This is a genomic window from Dickeya sp. CFBP 2040, assembly GCF_012273755.1.
Classification (GTDB): Bacteria; Pseudomonadota; Gammaproteobacteria; order Enterobacterales; family Enterobacteriaceae; genus Dickeya; species Dickeya poaceiphila.
The window spans coordinates 393442-413160 of sequence record NZ_JAAVXH010000087.1; the positions used below are offsets into that span (position 1 = coordinate 393442).

Genomic DNA, 19719 nt, shown 5'->3' on the forward strand with positions numbered 1-19719 from the left:
GGGAGGCAACAAATGATCACCAAACGTAAAGCGTATGTCCGTGGCATGACGCCCACCTGGTGGCAGAAGCTCGGTTTCTACCGTTTCTATATGCTGCGCGAAGGCACTGCGGTGCCTGCGGTCTGGTTCAGCATCGTCCTGCTGCATGGCGTGTTTTCGCTCAAAGCCGGCCCGGAAGGCTGGAGCCAGTTTATCGGCTTCCTGCAAAACCCGCTGGTATTGCTGCTCAACATTATCGCCTTGCTGGCGGCGGTGTTGCACACCAAGACCTGGTTTGAACTGGCACCGAAGGCCTCCATCATCATCGTAAACGATGAAAAAATGGGGCCAGAGCCGGTCGTTAAAGGACTGTGGGCGGCCACTGTGGTCATCACGCTGGCGGTGCTGGCCATCGCCTTGCTGTTCTGAACAGGAGGAATCTCGTGAGTAATCAACAACCCAAACGTTCCGACGAACCACCGTTCTGGGGCCTGTTCGGCGCAGGCGGCATGTGGAGCGCGATGTTCGCGCCGGTTATCATCCTGCTTATCGGGATTTTGTTGCCGCTGGGCGTGTTCCCTCAGGCGCTGACCTATGATCGTATCGCTGCGTTCAGCCACAGCCTGATTGGCCGTGCGTTCCTGTTGCTGATGATCGTACTGCCGCTGTGGTGCGGTCTGCACCGTATCCATCACGCCATGCATGACCTGAAGATCCATGTACCGGCTGGTAAATGGGTGTTCTACGGCCTGGCGGCGATCCTCTCGGTCGTTACTATCATTGGTGTGGCTACGCTGTAATAAGCGCCACCTCAACATGCTTCACGGCCCGCGCAGTGCGCGGGCCGTTTTTTTATTGCATCATTGCATTCCGTTTCCTACTGTTAAACCAGTGAACCAACAGGAAAAGGAAGCTGAACATGAAGCACTGGCGTGTATTGCTGACGTCGTTTATCGCACTGTTTACGACCGCGTGTAGCACCACGCCGCCGCAAGGCGTTCAGGTCGTGGATAACTTCGAGCCTTCCCGCTATATGGGAACCTGGTATGAAATTGCCAGACTGGACAACCGCTTCGAGCGTGGTCTGGAACAGGTCACCGCCACCTACAGCCCGCGAGAGGACGGCGGGATTACCGTGGCCAACCGTGGCTTCGACCCGGTTAAACGGGCCTGGCGCGAAAGTATCGGCAAAGCTTATTTCACCGGCTCGCCGCAGCGCGCTGCGTTGAAAGTGTCATTCTTTGGGCCATTTTATGGCGGCTACAACGTGATTGCGCTGGACAGCGACTATCGTTACGCGTTGGTATGCGGGCCAAACCGCGATTATCTGTGGATATTGTCCCGCACCCCCGAACTCCCTCCGCTCGTCAAACAGGCATTGCTGGCAACCGCTCAACGCAACGGTTTTCAAACCGAAAAATTAATCTGGATTAATACGAACGTGGGTGCAGGGAAATAATCGGATTGGTTCAACACATTGCGGGAAATCAATAAAACACCGTTTTAATATACTTATTTCCCGCAATGAGACGTTCGTTCGTCAACGTATTTTCAGCCGGTAGTTATACCGGCTATTTTTAATAGATAACGTTACCGGTAATCAGCCCATAATTTTGTCGCGGAACATAAAGAATACCGCACCCAGCAGACACAAACCGGCCCAAATATAGTCAGTCCGGAAGGGTTCTTTGAGAATAATTATCGAGAAAGGAATAAATACCGACAGGCTGATCACTTCCTGCAAAATTTTCAGTTGCCCGGCTGAGGCTACCTGATAACCGATACGGTTAGCAGGTACTTGCAACAGGTATTCAAATAGCGCAATCCCCCAACTGACCAGCGCCGCCACCATCCAGGTACGGCCACTGAAATAGCGAAGGTGCCCGTACCAGGCAAAGGTCATGAATACATTACTGAGTGTCAGCATGAATACTGTGATGATAAGTGGGGACATAATTCTCTCCTTAACCAAGACGCGGCATTATTACGTCAGTCAGGATAAAATACCATCAGGGAACGTTCAGGTTGTGTGAGAGAATTTTTCAGACGGGATATCAATGGAATTGCAACGCGTAAACTGCCCACAGGACAGTCTACGCGCTGAGAAGATTATTTCACGCGGGAGACATATTCGCCGGAACGCGTGTCAACCTTGATCACTTCACCAATCTGTACGAACAACGGCACTTTCACCACAGCGCCTGTAGACAGCGTGGCAGGCTTACCACCAGTACCTGCGGTATCCCCTTTCAGGCCCGGATCGGTATCGGTGATTTCAGCTTCGATAAAGTTCGGCGGCTGAACAGCAATCGGACGACCATCCCACAGGGTAACGATACACTCGGCATTGTCCTGCAGCCACTTAGCCGCATCACCCACGGTTTTCGCTTCAACCTGATGCTGTTCGAAAGTTTCAGGGTGCATGAAATGGAAGAACTCACCGTCGTTATACAGGTAGTTCATGTTGGTATCCATCACGTCAGCACCTTCTGCCGAATCGGTAGATTTGAAGGTTTTCTCAACGCGGGAACCCGTCAACAGACGACGCATTTTGACACGGGCAAACGCCTGGCCTTTACCCGGTTTCACAAATTCACTGGATTCGATAGCATACGGCTCGCCCTCGAACATGATTTTAAGACCGGAACGGAAATCGTTGCTAGAATAAGTCGCCATGATGGCCCTCTATTATTAATACTGGTACTTAGCCAAAAAAATGGCACACATTGTAACCCTAAATATACCTTCCAGAGAAGATTGGTTGCAGCAACTCACCGATGTTATTACCGATCCTGATGAATTGCTGCGACTTTTGGCATTAGATAGCCACCCGCAACTGGCTGCCGGACGCGATGCCCGCAAGTTGTTTCCGTTGCGAGTGCCGCGCGCTTTCGCCGCCCGGATGCAGCCCAGCAATGCCCAGGACCCGCTGTTGTTGCAGGTGCTGACCGCCCAGGACGAGTTTATTGTCACCCCCGGCTTTAGCCACGACCCGTTGGATGAACAACACAGCGTCGTGCCAGGGTTACTGCACAAATACCACAATCGCGCTCTGTTGCTGGTAAAAGGCGGGTGTGCGGTTAACTGCCGTTACTGTTTCCGCCGCCATTTTCCCTATCAGGACAATCAAGGCAACAAAGCTAACTGGCGTCAGGCGCTGGATTATATCCGCCAGCACCCGCAGTTGGATGAAATCATCTTTTCCGGCGGCGACCCGCTGATGGCCAAAGATCACGAACTGGACTGGCTGTTGACCGAACTGGAGCACATTCCCCACCTGAAGCGGTTACGCATCCATACCCGCCTGCCGGTGGTGATTCCCGCACGTATCACCGCTGAACTCTGCCAACGGCTGGCACGCTCATCGCTGCGTGTCGTGCTGGTCACCCACATCAATCACGCCAATGAAATCAACGCAGAACTCACCGAGAGCATGGCGCGTCTGCATCGGGCAGGAGTGACGCTGCTTAACCAAAGCGTGTTGTTGCGTGGCATCAACGATAATGCCGATACGCTGGCTGCACTGAGTAACGCCTTATTCGATGCCGGCATTCTGCCCTACTACCTGCATGTACTGGATAAGGTACAGGGTGCTGCGCATTTTTTAGTGCCGGATGACGAAGCGCGCGCGTTGATCAAAGCGTTGATGGCACGGGTATCAGGGTATCTGGTGCCAAGTCTGACGAGAGAAATCGGCGGCGAGGCCAGCAAAACACTGCTGGATATTGGTATGCGCCAGGAAAATCAGGGCTGAAACACCGTCAGCGTCACTGGCATTCCCCCATGACGCTGACGGCCTGCACTATCAGGGGCACTTATAAACCTGTCCCTGCATCTTGCTGTCCAGCGGCGCGAAGCTGGACAGGAACGTCTGGCTCGGCGTGCTCACGCCATAAATCACGTTGCCGCCCATCGCCGCCGCCTTGTTACGCAGATCGTTCGCCGCGCCGCGCATTGAGCTGCCTTCATTGCCACTGCCCGACAACCAGTTAGATTGCGTGCCGGTAACGCTACCCAACAGCTGGCACTGCGCCGCGGGTTTACTGTCGGTAAAACGTACCGCCTGACCAGCAGCACTGAGTTCGTTATTGGTGCTGCATCCTGCCAGTAAAGTGATGGCAGCCAATCCCATCAGTATACGAATCCGCATTCTTCTCTCCGTGATAATCGATACACTGGCCGAAGCCGGGCTAACCCGACCCGACAACCGAAAACTTATGCTGAAACGGTCTCATGTTACCACCATCAGGATGGCAGTGATTGTTCACGCAACAACTATTTCTGTCGCCATGACGGCGATCACGCCACCCACAAACCAACAGGCCCCGGAATCGGGGCCTGTTGGTATGACAGACAGGTATTACGACAACGCCGTCATTACGCACGCCACTGTTTGAAGCGGTTGATAAGCCCATTGGTAGAGCTGTCGTGGCTACTGACGATACTGTCATTCTGCAATTCCGGCAGGATACGATTAGCCAGCTGTTTGCCCAATTCAACACCCCACTGATCGAAGGTGAAGATATTCAGGATAGCGCCCTGCGTGAAAATCTTGTGCTCGTAAAGCGCGATCAGCGCCCCCAGGCTGTACGGCGTGATTTCCTGCAGCAGGATGGAGTTGGTCGGGCGGTTGCCTTCAAATACTTTAAACGGTGCCACGTGCTCAACATCGTTGGCAGACTTGCCTGCCGCTGCAAACTCGGCTTCCACCACCTCGCGGGATTTACCAAACGCCAGCGCCTCAGTCTGCGCGAAGAAGTTCGACAGCAGCTTGCTATGGTGGTCGCTCAGCGGGTTATGGGTCATCGCCGGCGCGATAAAGTCGCACGGCACCAGCTTGGTCCCCTGATGGATCAACTGATAGAACGCATGTTGGCCGTTAGTGCCCGGCTCGCCCCAGATGATCGGGCCGGTCTGGTAATCCACCGCCTTGCCGTTGCGATCAACGTACTTACCGTTGGATTCCATGTTGCCCTGCTGGAAATAAGCAGCAAAACGGTGCATGTACTGATCGTACGGCAGAATCGCTTCAGTTTCCGCGCCAAAAAAATTGTTGTACCAGATGCCGATCAACGCCAACAATACCGGCAGGTTTTTCTCAGCCGGGGTGGTAGCGAAATGCTGGTCCATGGCGTGCGCACCACTCAGCAATTGCTCGAAATTATTGAAACCGACAGACAGCACAATCGACAGGCCGATAGCTGACCACAGTGAGTAACGGCCACCGACCCAGTCCCAGAATTCAAACATGTTGTCGGTGTCGATGCCAAATTCGCCGACGGCTTTGGCATTGGTAGACAGCGCGGCAAAGTGTTTGGCGACATGTTTTTCATCACCGGCTGCTTTCAGGAACCAGTCACGCGCGCTGTGAGCGTTGGTCATGGTTTCCTGCGTGGTGAAGGTCTTGGACGCGACCAGAAACAGCGTCGTTTCCGGGTTAACGCGCTTAAGGGTTTCAGCGATGTGGGTGCCATCGACGTTGGAAACAAAGTGCATGGTCAGGTGATTCTTGTACGGACGCAGCGCCTCGGTCACCATGTACGGTCCCAGGTCAGACCCGCCGATGCCGATGTTCACCACGTCGGTAATCGCCTTGCCGGTATAACCTTTCCACTCACCGCCAATCACACGTTCGCTGAACTGCTTCATCTTTTGCAGCACTGCATTTACGTCCGGCATTACATCTTTGCCGTCAACCATAATCGGCGTATTGCTGCGGTTGCGCAACGCGACATGCAGCACAGCGCGATCTTCAGTACGGTTGATTTTCTCGCCGGAAAACATCGACTTAATGGCAGCGGACAGATCGGTTTCACGCGCCAGTGCCTGCAGTTTTTCCAGTGTCTCGGCGGTGATGCGGTTTTTGGAGTAATCCACCAGCATCAAATCGCCGAACGTAGCGGAAAAATGCGAGAACCGATCAGGCTCCTGCGCGAACAAGTCGCTGATCTTAACCTCTTTCATCGCGGCAAAATGCTGCTGCAATGCCTGCCAGGCGGCAGTCTGCGTCGGGTTGATATTTTTCATCACACTACTCTTTGGTTTGAGAACAAATCGGTTTGAGAACAAGTCGGTTTAAGAATAAGTCGGTCTACAGGCGGCAAATCCCACCCGTTTTTTCCCGATTGTATCCCTTAACGCCGTGCGGGGAAGCCCTTTTCTTGCGAAATGCTCCGCTCCGGTCCAATGTTGATTGACAGCCGCCGCGTTACCCGCTATTTGTAAAAGCCTACTTGCGCACACGTTGCGCAAGCCAGAAGAGGAGCGCCGCCCAGGCAAGGTATCGGAGGAACCGTATCCGATGATGATACCGGAGGGGGAGCGGTGCCGAGACAGACGTAACCTACGGTGTTTACGTTGTCGACTGCAGGGGCTGAATCCCCTGGGTTGTCACCCGCATCGCTCCGCAAAGCGGAACGATCAGCAAGGTGGAGCGCTTCTGGGTGTGCCGTAGCCAGTTCCTACTTCTACGCCTGCCCCCTGTTTACCGCTCTTCCCTTGTGCCAAGGCTTAACGATGAAATGCTGTTGTCGATAACGACAATGACGCCCCTGACACGAGGTTTTTTTGAATGTCTGTTAATACGAATAACTCACTGATTATCGCCAAATTCGGCGGCACCAGCGTCGCGGATTTCGACGCCATGAATCGCAGCGCCGACATCGTGCTGTCTGACTCGCAGGTACGCGTGGTGGTCTTGTCCGCTTCTGCTGGCGTAACCAACCTGCTGGTGGCGCTGGCAGAAGGCTTGCCGCCGGATGAACGCACCGCACAACTGGAAAAACTGAGCCAGATTCAATACGCCATTCTCAACCGTCTTAACCAGCCAGCCGTGATCCGCGAGGAAATCGACCGTATGCTGAACAATGTGGCTCGTCTGTCGGAAGCCGCGTCGCTGGCAACGTCTAACGCGCTGACCGACGAACTGGTCAGCCACGGCGAACTGATGTCCACCCTGCTGTTTGTGGAAATCCTGCGCGAGCGCAACGTTGCAGCGGAGTGGTTCGACGTGCGTAAGATCATGCGTACCAATGACCGTTTTGGCCGCGCCGAACCAGACTGCGACCTGCTGGGTGAACTAACCCGCAGCCAGTTGACGCCGCGTCTGGCGCAGGGGCTGGTCATCACTCAAGGCTTCATCGGCAGCGAAGCCAAAGGCCGCACCACCACACTGGGCCGCGGCGGCAGCGATTATACCGCCGCACTGCTGGGCGAAGCGCTGAACGCCAGTCGCATCGACATCTGGACCGACGTTCCCGGCATCTACACCACCGACCCACGCGTGGTGCCGTCCGCACATCGTATCGACCAGATTACGTTTGAAGAAGCGGCTGAAATGGCCACCTTCGGTGCTAAAGTTCTGCATCCGGCGACGCTGCTGCCAGCTGTACGCAGCGATATCCCAGTGTTTGTCGGCTCCAGCAAAGACCCTGCCGCCGGCGGCACATTGGTATGCAACAACACCGCGAACCCGCCGCTGTTCCGCGCGCTGGCGTTACGCCGCAAGCAGACACTGCTGACCCTGCACAGCCTGAATATGTTGCACGCACGCGGTTTTCTGGCAGAAGTGTTCAGTATTCTGGCCCGTCACAATATCTCGGTGGATTTGATCACCACGTCTGAGGTCAGCGTGGCGTTGACGCTGGATACTACAGGCTCGACATCAACAGGCGACAGCCTGCTGTCCAGCGCGCTGCTAACCGAACTGTCTTCACTGTGCCGGGTGGAAGTGGAAGAGAATATGTCGCTGGTAGCGCTGATCGGCAACCAACTGTCGCAGGCTCGTGGCGTCGGCAAAGAAGTGTTCGGCGTGCTGGAACCGTTTAATATCCGCCTTATCTGTTACGGCGCCAGCAGCCATAACCTGTGCTTCCTGGTACCGTCCAGCGATGCCGAGCAGGTAGTGCAGACGCTGCACCACAATCTGTTTGAATGATAGACACACGGTATTAGCGGCAGGAACATCCGAAACTCCCTGCGGGTTTCGGATTTTTACATTGGTGGTTTTAGCCCCACGGCTACACTATGCAGGCTACATACACTACGCAGAAGCGGCGGATTCCTCCCGCCCGTCATCCTCGTCCTCCGTTATCATCAGCACGTTATACGCTACCGCGCAGAACAATGAATTCAGCCGGTTCATATCGCCCAACAGCCCAAGATGCAGCGAACTGGTTTCCAGACTTTGCACATTTTGCTGATGCAGCCGGTCAACATGCGCGAGCGAATAACGCCGGTTCAGAATACGGAAACGGTGCTTGGCACGGCGCAGCCGTCTGGCGCTGGTCATATCCGACGACAGAAACACCGACATCCCCAAACGCAGGTTGTTCAGCAGTTGTTCGTACAGAGTATTAAGCTCATCGCGTCCGGCGTTTGAAAAACCGCGCAAACCATCCGGCGCATGAGCATCAAGATCGCAGACCACCCGTTCGATGATATCGCCAGCCTGCTCCAGATTAAGCGCCATTTCGATCACTTCCGCCCAGCGCCGTGAATCACGCTCGTGCAAACCAGCTTTTTCAATCTGCGCCAGATAAAGCTTGATAGCGTTGTAGAGCACGTCCACATCGTCATCGAGTTTACGTATTTCGCGTACCTGCTGACGATTGCCTTGCAGCATATCCTGAAACATTTTCAGCATCTGTTCTATCACATCGCCAATGCGCAACGTTTCCCGTGCGGCATTAGCCAGCGCCAGCGTTGGCGTATCCAGCGCGCTGGCATCCAGATGACGGGGACGCAATCGCGGATCAAGATCTGGTTCAACCCGAATCAGATTGTTGCACAGTTCCGCCATACGTTCGGCAAACGGCAACAGCAACAGACAGCGCACCAGGTTGTAAAACAGGTGGAAGTAAATCACCCGCTCCTCATCCGGCAACGCCATCATCTCCATCCCATCCGCCAGATAGCCGATGGCCGGCAATGCCGGCATACAGCCAAGCAGTTTGAAGAACATACTCCCCAGCGCCACCTGCCGCGCCAACGCCCCTTGTGCACTGGCATTCGCCAGCGCCACAATGCCGCTGCCCAGATTGGCACCGATGACCAGACACAACGCCACATCCAGCGAGATAACATTGCTGGCGGTCAGCGTGGCGGTCAGCAGTACCGCCGCCAGACTGGAATAACTCACAATAGCGAACACGGCGCCAACCAGCGCATCCAGCATCACATCGCCGGTCAGCGAGGAAAACAGCACCTTCACCCCGGCGGTTTGGGTAATCGGCGTCGCCGACTGCACAATCAATTCCAATGCCAGCAGAATCAACCCCAGGCCGATGCCAATCCGCCCCAGTTGTCCGGCACGGGTCTGCTTACGACTAAGGAAAAACACGACTCCGATAAAAATCAGCAACGGCGATAACCAGGAAAGATCAAACGTCAGCACGCGCACCATCAACGCCGTGCCCACATCCGCACCCAGAATAATCACCAGCGCCGGCGCCAGCGCAATTAATCCCTGCGACACAAAAGAAACCGTGAGCAATGCAGTTGCATTGCTACTCTGTACCAGAGCTGTCACGCCAATACCCGCGAGAAAGGCCAGCGGCTTGCGGCTTACGCTATCACTGATCGCCCGCCGCAAGCGGGCACCGTACACCCGCATAATCCCGGTACGAACGATGTGCGTCCCCCAAACCAGCAGCGCGATGGCGGACAATAAATGCAGCAGCGTCAACACGTAACTGAGCCTCCCTCAGCCTAAATGGTTATAGAAAAATGGCATTCCCGCCCATAAACCCGATGTACGCCTCATCGCGCCCGGTTTTAAGTCTGACATGTTACTGACATCTTATCTGTTCCTGAGCCGGTCAACGGATGTAAATAAGCGTAATTTTTTAAAAATCATGGCCTAAATCAAGAACAGAGGGTCATTCCCCACGAGCTATGTTTATGGCGTCACGCGTTTCTTATCCGTCGTTGCGCTCAACACGGGCAACGACATCCGCATTCAGAGCTGCGACAAGAAAAATACATGAAGACCAAACCCCATATGGTCTGAACAGGCTGATGAACGTCACCGAGGTTATTAGGCTGGTGTGTCGGCTGGAGTGGTGGACTGTAGGCGACCGTTATGGCCGACGATTGGTGTGTTGGAGGGTAAATGGTCTTTGTATAACCCCATAGCGCATCGTAGAAAACAAACGACACAGGCCGGGCTACCCCGGCCTGTTTTTTTCTTGTCGGCCCTGCTTGTTAATCAGTCTGCGTCATACCCCAGATTCGGCGCCAGCCAGCGCTCAATTTCCTCTATCGGCATCTGCTTGCGAACCGCATAGTTTTCCACCTGGTCACGCTGGATTTGCGCCACGGCGAAATACTTGCTGTCCGGATGACTGAAGTACCAGCCAGACACCGACGCGCCCGGCCACATGGCGTAAGACTCAGTGAGCTTCATGCCAACGGTGTTGTCCACATCCAGCAATTGCCAGATGACGGCTTTCTCGGTGTGATCCGGGCAAGCCGGGTACCCCGGTGCCGGGCGAATGCCCTGATAATTTTCGCGGATCAGCTCGTCGTTGCCGAGATTCTCGTTCGGCGCATAGCCCCAGTAGACCTTACGCACTCGCTCATGCAGGTACTCGGCGAACGCTTCCGCCAGCCGGTCTGCCAGCGCCTTGAGCATGATCTTGTTGTAGTCATCGTGCTGCGCTTCCCATTGCGCCGCCAGCGCGTCTTCTTCCAGACCGCCGGTCACCGCGAACGCGCCGAGGTAATCCGGCTTGCCGCTGGTTTTCGGCGCCACCACATCCGCCAGACAGTAGTTCGGGAAATCGGTCTTTTCGGTTTGCTGACGCAGGTGATGGCTGACGGTCAGCACCTCAGTGCGGCGCTCATCGGTATAGATTTCAATGTCATCACCTACCCGGTTAGCCGGGAACAGCCCCACTACGCCACGCGGGTTCAGCGTACCGTTGGCAGACAGGGTATCCAGCATGGCATTCGCGTCCGCAAACAGCCGTTTAGCCTCCTCCCCCACCACCTCGTCTTCCAGAATGTTGGGGTATTTGCCCGCCAGCGACCAGGTCATAAAGAACGGCGTCCAGTCGATATAGTTACGCAAGGTCTCAATACTGGCGGTCACCGGTTGAACACCGAGACGGTGCGCCACCGGCGGCGTATAGCTTTCCCAGTCGATCTGCATCGCGTTATTACGCGCCACATCTAGCGACACCGGCGGCGTACGCGGCTTTTTGCGACCATGCTGGATACGCACCGTTTCGTACTCTTTGCGGATACGCGCCACAAAGTCGTCGCGCTGCGTATCCGAAAGCAGCGCTGACACCACGCCCACCGAACGCGACGCATTCTGCACGTATACCGTCGGGCCGCTGTAATTCTGCTCGATCTTCACCGCAGTATGCGCCTTGGAGGTCGTCGCGCCGCCAATCAGCAACGGCAACGTAAAACCCTGGCGCTCCATCTCTTTGGCGACGTTGACCATTTCATCCAGCGAGGGGGTAATCAACCCTGACAGGCCGATGATATCGACATTTTCTTCACGCGCCGTCTTGAGGATTTTATCGGTCGGCACCATCACGCCCAAATCGATGATTTCGTAGTTATTGCACTGCAACACCACGCCGACAATGTTCTTGCCGATGTCGTGTACGTCGCCTTTCACCGTCGCCAACAGAATTTTACCCGCGCTGGACCCTTGCTCTTTGCTGGCCTGGATAAACGGCTCCAGGTACGCCACCGCCTGTTTCATGACTCGCGCCGACTTCACCACCTGCGGCAGGAACATCTTACCGGCACCGAACAGGTCACCAACCACGTTCATGCCGTCCATCAACGGCCCCTCGATCACTTCGATGGGACGTGCCGACTCCACTCGCGCCTCTTCGGTATCCTGCTCGATAAACTCGGTGATACCTTTAACCAGCGCGTATTCCAGCCGTTTCTTCACCGGCCAGCCACGCCATTCCGCTTCGCCTTTGTTGCTATCGTCATCGGATTTGCTGCCCCGGTATTTCTCAGCGATCTCCAGCAGCCGCTCGGTGCCGTCATCGCGCCGGTTGAGAATGACGTCTTCGACGGCGTCACGCAGTTCAGCGGGCAGGTCGTCGTAGATAGCCAACTGACCGGCGTTGACGATCCCCATGTCCATGCCATTACGGATGGCGTAATACAGGAACACAGCGTGAATCGCCTCACGTACCGGTTCGTTACCACGAAACGAAAACGACACGTTAGACACACCGCCGGAAATCAGCGCGTGCGGCAACTGGGCTTTGATATCGGCGCAAGCCTCAATGAAATCCACCGCATAGTTGTTGTGCTCTTCAATACCGGTGGCAACAGCAAAAATGTTCGGGTCGAAAATGATGTCTTCTGGCGGGAAACCGACCTCTTCCGTCAGGATCTGGTAAGCACGGCGACAAATTTCAATTTTGCGTGCGCGGGTATCCGCCTGCCCCACTTCATCAAACGCCATCACCACCACGGCAGCACCGTAACGGCGCACCAGCCGGGCATGATGCACAAAGGCTTCCACGCCTTCTTTCATCGAAATCGAGTTGACGATGCCTTTACCCTGAATGCACTTCAGCCCCGCCTCCACCACTTCCCACTTAGAGGAGTCGATCATGATCGGCACACGGGCGATATCCGGCTCCCCGGCGATCAGGTTAAGGAAACGCACCATCGCCGCTTCGGCGTTAAGCATACCTTCGTCCATGTTGATGTCGATGATTTGCGCGCCGCTTTCCACCTGTTGGCGCGCCACATCCAGCGCCTCGCTGTACTTCTCTTCTTTGATCAGTCGTTTGAATTTGGCGGAACCGGTAACGTTGGTACGCTCGCCGACGTTAACAAACAGCGTATCGTCGCCGATATTCAGCGGCTCCAGCCCGGAAAGCCGACAGGCAACTGGCAGCGTCGGCAAGGCGCGCGGCGCGACACCCTCAACGGCTTTCACCATTGCAGCGATGTGTTCTGGCGTGGTGCCGCAGCATCCGCCGATAATATTCAGAAAGCCGGACTGCGCCCACTCGCCGATCTGGCGCGCCATCTCGTCGGCGTCCAGATCGTATTCGCCGAAAGCGTTCGGTAACCCGGCGTTAGGGTGTGCGGTGACATAGCACTCGGCAATGCGCGACAGCTCCGCCACATACTGGCGCAGCTCATCCGGCCCCAATGCGCAGTTCAAACCGAACGACAGCGGCCGGGCATGGCGTAGCGAGTTATAAAACGCTTCGGTGGTCTGCCCGGACAGGGTTCGGCCAGAAGCATCGGTAATGGTGCCGGAGATCATCACCGGTAGCGTGACACCCAGCGCCTCAAATTCGGTTTCTACCGCAAAAATAGCGGCTTTCGCATTCAAAGTATCGAAAATGGTTTCGATCAGGATGATATCAACGCCGCCGTCAACCAGCGCGCGGGTCGATTCCCGGTAGGCAGCCACCAGTTGGTCAAAACTGACATTACGGTACGCCGGGTCATTCACATCCGGCGAGATCGACGCGGTGCGGTTGGTCGGTCCCAGTACCCCGGCGACATAACGCGGGCGCTCCGGCGTACGCGCCGTCCACTCGTCGGCACAGGCACGCGCCAGCCGGGCGGCGACGGTATTGATTTCCGCCGACAGCGCTTCCATCTCGTAGTCGGCCATGGCGATGCGGGTGGCGTTGAAGGTGTTGGTTTCCAGAATATCCGCGCCCGCGGCCAGATAATCGTGATGAATGGCGGTGATGACTTCCGGCTTACTCAGCACCAGCAGGTCGTTATTTCCTTTCAGGTCGCAGTGCCAGTCGGCAAAACGTTCACCGCGATAATCTTCCTCCTGCAAACGGTAACTCTGGATCATGGTGCCCATGCCGCCATCCAGAATCATAATGCGCTGCGCCAGTTGCTGCTGTAATGCCTGTAACCGATTTGCCATCATCTTATTCTCGTTATTACCCTCGTCTGTGCGAATTCTTATCCTAGCACAAGAGTACGTCACGCCAGGGCAGCGCACCGTTGATAAAACAGCCTGATAAGACGGTTGCATTCTGCGCTGAAAAAACGAAAATCGATTCCATGATATGAAATAAGGAAACCAACGATGACGCCACCCGAACCTGCCAAACGCGGTAAAAAACCCCGCGCTGCCACCACCAGCGCGACTCAACCGGCTGGACAGGTACAATCGCTGACCCGCGGGCTGACGCTGCTGGAATACATCGCTAAAGCCAATGGCAGCATCGCGCTGACCGACCTGGCCCAGCAGGCGGGCTTGCCCAACTCCACCACCCACCGGCTGTTGACCACCATGCAACAGCAGGGCTTTGTACGTCAGGTCGGTGATCTGGGGCTGTGGACTATCGACACCCACGCGTTTATCGTCGGCAGCAGCTTCCTGCAAAGCCGCAATCTGCTCAGTCTGGTGCATCCAATGCTGCGTCAGTTGATGGAGAACTCCGGTGAAACGGTGAATCTGGCCGTGCTGGACCAAACCGATTATCAGGCCATCATTATCGATCAAGTGCAGTGTACGGCGCTGATGCGGATGTCGGCGCCTATCGGCGGTAAGCTGCCGATGCACGCGTCCGGAGCCGGTAAAGCCTTCCTCGCTATGTTGCCGGATGACAAAGTCACCCAGTTACTGCACCGCAAAGGACTGCACAGCTATACCCCACACACCCTGAATGCTCAGACGCTAAAAGAGAATCTGACGGCCATTCGCCGCCAGGGTTATGCGCTCGACGATGAGGAACACGCGTTGGGCTTGCGTTGTGTTGCCGCCTGCATTCTGGACGAGCACCACGAAGCCTTTGCTGCTATCTCTATTTCCGGGCCGGTGTCCCGTATCACCGATAATCGCATCACCGAACTGGGTGCGCTGGTGATTAAGGCCGCAAAAGCGATCACCTATCAGTACGGCGGCGCACGCTAAACGGCGTTATGACGTCAGCGTATCGGCTGACGTCATCGGCTCGGCATAGCGCAAACTGAAGCGCTTTCTACGCCGATAGGCGTAAACATCCTCGATATGACCGCTGCGAATGCGTTGCTGCAACGCCCGCCAGTACTCAGCGCGAAACAGGTCGGCGTGCAACTCGTCGAACAGCGGCAGTAAACGGCGGTCACTGCACAGAAACTGGCGGAATTCCTCCGGAAAAACATCATTCGGCCCGACGCTGTACCAGGGCTCCGCCGCCAGTTCATCCGCCGGGTCGCGCGGTGGTGGAATATCACGGAAATTCACTTCGGTCATGTAACAGATTTCATCGTAGTCATAAAACACCACCCTGCCGTGACGGGTCACACCGAAGTTCTTGAACAGCATATCACCGGGAAAAATATTGGCGGCCGCCAGTTGCCGGATGGCGTTGCCGTACTCCTCAATCACATCGCGCAGCGCCTGCCCGCTAGCCTGCTCTAGGTAAAGATTTAGCGGTGTCATCCGCCGCTCCATATACAGATGGCGGATGACCAGCCGGTCGCCCAGATCTTCCAGCTTGTCTGGCACTTCCCGCCACAGCTCCGCCAGCAGTTCCGGGCTGATGCGCGCTTTCTCCAGCACGAAGTTTTCATACTCCTGCGTATCCGCCATGCGTCCGACACGGTCATGCTCTTTCACCAGCCGATAACACTCCCGCACCCGCGCCTCGCTGACCTCTTTTTGTGGCGCAAACCTGTCTTTGATCACCTTAAATACCCGATCAAACGTCGGCAGTGTAAACACCAGCATCACCATCCCTTTCACGCCCGGCGCGATAATAAACGGCTCCTGAGTGCTGGCGATAAAATCGAGATATTCCCGGTAGTACTCGGTCTTGCTGTGCTTCTGGCAACCCATCGCCAGATACAATTCGGCCGTTGTTTTACCCGGTAAAATGTCCCGCAGCCAGGCCACCAGTGCCGACGGCAACGGCGCGTAGACCATGAAGTAGGAACGGGCGAAACCAAATACAATACTGGCGTCCGAGTGACGAGTCAGGCAGGTATCCAGAAACAACGCACCGCGTTCGTTATGGTGAATCGGCAGTAGAAACGGAAACACACCGCCCGGCAAGCGCAGTTTCCCCACCAGCCAGGCCGCTTTGTTACGATAGAAAAGCTCGTTGGCTACCTGCAGCGAGGCTTTAGCCAGCGATGCCGTCGGAAACGCCTCCCGCAACGATCGCTCCACATAACCGATATCCCGTGCCAGGTCTTCCCACGGCAACCGCAACGGCAGTGCCGTCAACACGGCTTCCAGCATGGTCGCCCACCCATTGTCAGGCGTATAAGTTCGGGCCAGAGGTCGTGGAATCTCCTGAAAGCGTCTCGCGGGCTGCGAGCTGAATACGAACAGTTTGTCCGGCGTCAGCTCCCGATGATGAAACAACCGACAATACACCGAGTTGAAAAAGCTCTCCGCTATTTCGAAGCGCGGATAGTCCGGTAACAGTGCGGTATAAATCTGTTTGACCCGTGCGACAAACGCCGGGTCATAGCATTGCTGGTCGGTGATACAAGCCAGTTGTTCCACAACCAGCCCAACATGATGGTCGTAAAGCTGAATACGTTGCTTCATCGCCCGCTGCACTGAATGCCAGTCGGCCTGTTCGAAACGTTGCTGCGCCCCGGCAGTGATTTCCAGAAACCGGCCATACTGCGCATCAAACCCTTGCAAAATGGTTTGTGCCACCAGTTTTTCCCGTCCCCGACTCATCCAACTCTCCTCTTTGGCCATCGACATAACGACACACGGCCAGCATCAGGCTGGCCGCGATAGTGCGGATAACCCGCATCAGAACTGCTGTTCTTCTGTCGATCCGGTCAACGCGGTTACAGACGATACGCCCCCCTGAATCAGGGTGGTTATCTTGTCGAAATAACCGGTGCCCACTTCCTGCTGATGAGACGAGAAGGTGTACCCCTGTTTAATCGCTGAAAATTCCGGCTGCTGCACTTTCTCCACATAGTGTTTCATGCCTTCACCTTGCGCATAGGCATGAGCCAGATCGAACATGTTGAACCACATGCTGTGGATACCCGCCAACGTAATGAACTGGTATTTGTAGCCCATTGCCGACAGTTCATCCTGAAAATGCGCGATGGTGTGATCGTCCAGATTCTTCTTCCAGTTGAATGACGGCGAGCAGTTATAGGCCAGCAACTTACCGGGAAAACGGGCGTGAATCGCCTCGGCGAAACGCCGCGCCTGTTCCAGATCCGGCGTTGAAGTTTCACACCACACCAAATCAGCGTAAGGAGCATAAGCCAGCCCACGGCTAATGGCCTGCTCTACGCCGGCGCGGGTACGGTAAAAGCCCTCCACCGTACGTTCACCGGTAATAAAGTCCCGGTCATAATCATCACAATCCGAGGTCAACAAATCGGCTGCATCCGCGTCAGTTCGCGCCACCAGCAACGTCGGTATGCCCAACACGTCTGCCGCCAGCCGGGCTGCCACCAGCTTCTGCACCGCTTCTTGCGTCGGCACCAGCACCTTACCGCCCATATGACCGCACTTCTTCACCGATGCCAATTGGTCTTCAAAATGCACAGCGGCGGCACCAGCCTCAATCATCGATTTCATCAACTCGAACGCGTTCAGTACCCCGCCAAAACCGGCTTCCGCATCGGCTACGATAGGCAAAAAGTAGTCGATGTAACGCGGATCATCCTGCCCGATACCATTAGCCCACTGGATTTGATCCGCACGTCGGAAGGTATTATTGATGCGCTGCACCACCGCTGGCACCGAGTTAGACGGATACAGCGACTGGTCCGGATACATGCTGGCAGCCAGGTTGGCATCCGCCGCGACCTGCCAGCCGGACAAATACACCGCCTCCAGCCCGGCTTTCGCCTGCTGCAATGCCTGCCCACCGGTGAGTGCGCCAAGGCAGTTGACGTAGCCTTTGCGCGACTTACCATTCAACAACTTCCACAGTTTTTCCGCCCCTTGCTGTGCCAGTGTGCACGCAGGGTTCACCGACCCACGCAGATTCACCACGTCCTCAGCGCGATACGGGCGGGTGATGCCTTCCCAGCGCGGGGTATTCCACTCTTGTTCCAGTTGCTCGATTTGTTGGGTACGAGAGGTGCTCATAGCGACGATTCCTTTTTTAAACAGGATTAATCAAGTAAGTCGTAACCGGGTAAGGTGAGAAAATCGATCAACGCGTCCTGCGTGGTGATGCGTTCCATTAATCGGGCAGCTTCCTCGAAACGGCCACCATCAAAGCGGGTATCGCCCAGTTCATCGCGGATAACCTGCATCTCTTCAGCCAGCATCTGGCGGAACAGCGCTTTGGTTACCACGCGTCCATCGCTAAGGGTTTTGCCATGGCGAATCCACTGCCAGATTGAGGTACGGGAGATTTCAGCGGTGGCAGCGTCTTCCATCAGCCCATAAATCGGTACACAGCCATTGCCGGAAATCCAGGCTTCGATGTATTGCACCGCCACGCGGATATTGGCACGCATACCCGCTTCGGTGCGCTCACCAGGGCAAGGAGCCAGCAGTTCATCAGCGGTTACCGGGGCATCATCTTCACGCAGCACATCCAACTGATTGGGGCGATCACCCAGCAAGCGGTCAAACACCGGCATCACGGTGTCCGCCAAACCGGGGTGGGCAATCCAGGTGCCGTCATGACCATTGCGCGCTTCCAGTTCTTTGTCCTGCCTGACCTTCTCTTGCACCCACGCGTTACGTTCCGCCTCTTTGCTGGGTATGAACGCAGCCATGCCCCCCATAGCAAATGCACCGCGCCGGTGACAGGTTTTGATAAGCAAACGCGAGTAAGCGCTCAGGAACGGTTTGTCCATCGTCACCGACTGACGGTCTGGTAATACGCGGTCCGGGTGATTCTTCAACGTTTTGATGTAACTGAAGATATAGTCCCAACGACCGCAGTTCAGCCCGACGATATGGTCACGCAGGTGATACAGGATCTCGTCCATCTGGAACACAGCTGGCAGGGTTTCAATCAATACCGTGGCTTTGATAGTGCCGCGTGCTAAACCAAAATGGTCTTCGGTGTAACTGAACACCTCGCTCCACCAGGCCGCTTCCTGCCAGGATTGGGTTTTCGGCAAATAGAAATACGGACCACTGCCCTTCGCCAACAGTTGACGGTAGTTGTGGAAAAAATAGAGTGCGAAATCAAACAGGCTGCCGGGGATAGGTTCATCATTCCACAACACGTGTTTTTCCGGCAGGTGCAAGCCGCGTACCCGACAAATCAACACCGCGGGGTTGGGCTTGAGCTGATAAATCTTCCCCGCCTCGTTGGTGTAGGCGATGGTGCCATGCACGGCATCTCGCAGGTTGATTTGCCCCTCGATCACTTTTGACCAACTGGGTGCCAGCGAGTCTTCAAAGTCTGCCATAAAGACTTTCACGTTGGCATTCAGGGCATTAATCACCATTTTGCGTTCCACCGGACCGGTAATCTCCACCCGGCGATCCAACAAGTCATTCGGAATACCACGAATTTTCCAGTCAGAATTTTTTATGGAATCCATTTCCGAAATAAAACCCGGTAATTCACCACTATCAATCCGCGCCTGTATTACCTGACGTTCGGCCAGCAGGCGATTGCGCTGCGATGTAAACCGGCTTACCAACGCAGTGAGAAAATCAACCGCTTCCGTCGTCAGAATCTGCCGTTCCGCGTCACCTAACGCTGCGGTGAATACCAGTTCCCTGCTTATCGTCTGTTGTGTCATGTCGTCGTTCCTTTTTGCTCCGCCATCTTCGCCTTATTGGCTGCTCAATTTGCGAACTCAATCCGAACATTTTTCAGC

General features: G+C 55.5%; 15 protein-coding genes and 1 riboswitch. Of the genes, 6 read left to right on the top strand and 9 right to left on the bottom strand.

The features are described from left to right. Positions 1 to 12: 12 nt before the first annotated feature. The 3 genes from frdC (at position 13) to blc (ending at position 1438) form a co-directional block, all read left to right on the top strand. The gene (gene frdC, locus Dpoa2040_RS13410) at positions 13 to 408 is read left to right on the top strand and encodes a fumarate reductase subunit FrdC (RefSeq protein ID WP_042873019.1); all 396 of its coding nucleotides are present in this window, start codon (positions 13 to 15) and stop codon (positions 406 to 408) included. Positions 409 to 422: 14 nt separating this feature from the next. Continuing rightward, a complete protein-coding gene (frdD, locus tag Dpoa2040_RS13415; RefSeq protein WP_042873020.1) occupies positions 423 to 779 on the top strand; it encodes a fumarate reductase subunit FrdD in 357 nt (118 codons plus the stop codon). Positions 780 to 898: 119 nt separating this feature from the next. Next, a complete protein-coding gene (blc, locus tag Dpoa2040_RS13420; RefSeq protein WP_042873023.1) occupies positions 899 to 1438 on the top strand; it encodes an outer membrane lipoprotein Blc in 540 nt (179 codons plus the stop codon). Between the two features lie 141 nt (positions 1439 to 1579). On the opposite strand, the gene Dpoa2040_RS13425 is transcribed toward blc, so the two are convergent. Both Dpoa2040_RS13425 and efp read right to left on the bottom strand, forming a co-directional pair. Next, a complete protein-coding gene (locus tag Dpoa2040_RS13425; RefSeq protein ID WP_022635071.1) occupies positions 1580 to 1933 on the bottom strand; it encodes a DMT family protein in 354 nt (117 codons plus the stop codon). Between the two features lie 155 nt (positions 1934 to 2088). Further along, positions 2089 to 2655, bottom strand: coding sequence for an elongation factor P (gene efp / locus Dpoa2040_RS13430; protein ID WP_042873025.1), 567 nt, complete (start codon positions 2653 to 2655; stop codon positions 2089 to 2091). A 40-nt stretch (positions 2656 to 2695) separates the two neighbouring features. Here efp and epmB point away from each other — a divergent pair, with 40 nt between their 5' ends. Then, positions 2696 to 3733 carry an EF-P beta-lysylation protein EpmB gene (gene epmB, locus Dpoa2040_RS13435; protein ID WP_168641568.1) on the top strand — a complete coding sequence of 346 codons (1038 nt, stop codon included), beginning with the start codon at positions 2696 to 2698 and terminating at the stop codon, positions 3731 to 3733. A 51-nt stretch (positions 3734 to 3784) separates the two neighbouring features. On the opposite strand, the gene Dpoa2040_RS13440 is transcribed toward epmB, so the two are convergent. Next, positions 3785 to 4129 carry a DUF4156 domain-containing protein gene (locus Dpoa2040_RS13440; RefSeq protein WP_042873029.1) on the bottom strand — a complete coding sequence of 115 codons (345 nt, stop codon included), beginning with the start codon at positions 4127 to 4129 and terminating at the stop codon, positions 3785 to 3787. A 227-nt stretch (positions 4130 to 4356) separates the two neighbouring features. Next, positions 4357 to 6006, bottom strand: coding sequence for a glucose-6-phosphate isomerase (pgi, locus tag Dpoa2040_RS13445; RefSeq protein WP_168641569.1), 1650 nt, complete (start codon positions 6004 to 6006; stop codon positions 4357 to 4359). Positions 6007 to 6228: 222 nt separating this feature from the next. Beyond that, positions 6229 to 6426: riboswitch (Lysine riboswitch) on the top strand. A gap of 124 nt (positions 6427 to 6550) precedes the next feature. On the opposite strand from pgi, the gene lysC reads away from it, so the two are divergent. After that, positions 6551 to 7915 carry a lysine-sensitive aspartokinase 3 gene (gene lysC / locus Dpoa2040_RS13450; protein WP_168641570.1) on the top strand — a complete coding sequence of 455 codons (1365 nt, stop codon included), beginning with the start codon at positions 6551 to 6553 and terminating at the stop codon, positions 7913 to 7915. Positions 7916 to 8020: 105 nt separating this feature from the next. Here lysC and Dpoa2040_RS13455 read toward each other — a convergent pair whose 3' ends face one another. Further along, on the bottom strand, positions 8021 to 9667 hold the full coding sequence (locus Dpoa2040_RS13455; RefSeq protein ID WP_168641571.1) for a Na/Pi cotransporter family protein: 1647 nt from the start codon (positions 9665 to 9667) through the stop codon (positions 8021 to 8023). Between the two features lie 519 nt (positions 9668 to 10186). Continuing rightward, complete coding sequence (gene metH / locus Dpoa2040_RS13460; RefSeq protein ID WP_168641588.1) at positions 10187 to 13870, bottom strand: methionine synthase; 3684 nt, start codon at positions 13868 to 13870, stop codon at positions 10187 to 10189. A 165-nt stretch (positions 13871 to 14035) separates the two neighbouring features. Here metH and iclR point away from each other — a divergent pair, with 165 nt between their 5' ends. Continuing rightward, positions 14036 to 14866 (top strand): glyoxylate bypass operon transcriptional repressor IclR, encoded by an 831-nt coding sequence (gene iclR / locus Dpoa2040_RS13465; protein WP_042873039.1) that lies wholly within the window; start codon positions 14036 to 14038, stop codon positions 14864 to 14866. Between the two features lie 6 nt (positions 14867 to 14872). Here the strand turns inward: iclR and aceK are convergent, their stop codons facing one another. The 3 genes from aceK to aceB form a co-directional block, all read right to left on the bottom strand. Continuing rightward, complete coding sequence (gene aceK / locus Dpoa2040_RS13470) at positions 14873 to 16630, bottom strand: bifunctional isocitrate dehydrogenase kinase/phosphatase (RefSeq protein ID WP_168641572.1); 1758 nt, start codon at positions 16628 to 16630, stop codon at positions 14873 to 14875. A 78-nt stretch (positions 16631 to 16708) separates the two neighbouring features. After that, positions 16709 to 18016: an isocitrate lyase gene (aceA, locus tag Dpoa2040_RS13475; RefSeq protein ID WP_168641573.1), complete on the bottom strand. Its 1308-nt coding sequence runs from the start codon at positions 18014 to 18016 to the stop codon at positions 16709 to 16711. Between the two features lie 26 nt (positions 18017 to 18042). Beyond that, positions 18043 to 19641 carry a malate synthase A gene (gene aceB, locus Dpoa2040_RS13480; protein ID WP_168641574.1) on the bottom strand — a complete coding sequence of 533 codons (1599 nt, stop codon included), beginning with the start codon at positions 19639 to 19641 and terminating at the stop codon, positions 18043 to 18045. Positions 19642 to 19719: the final 78 nt, after the last annotated feature.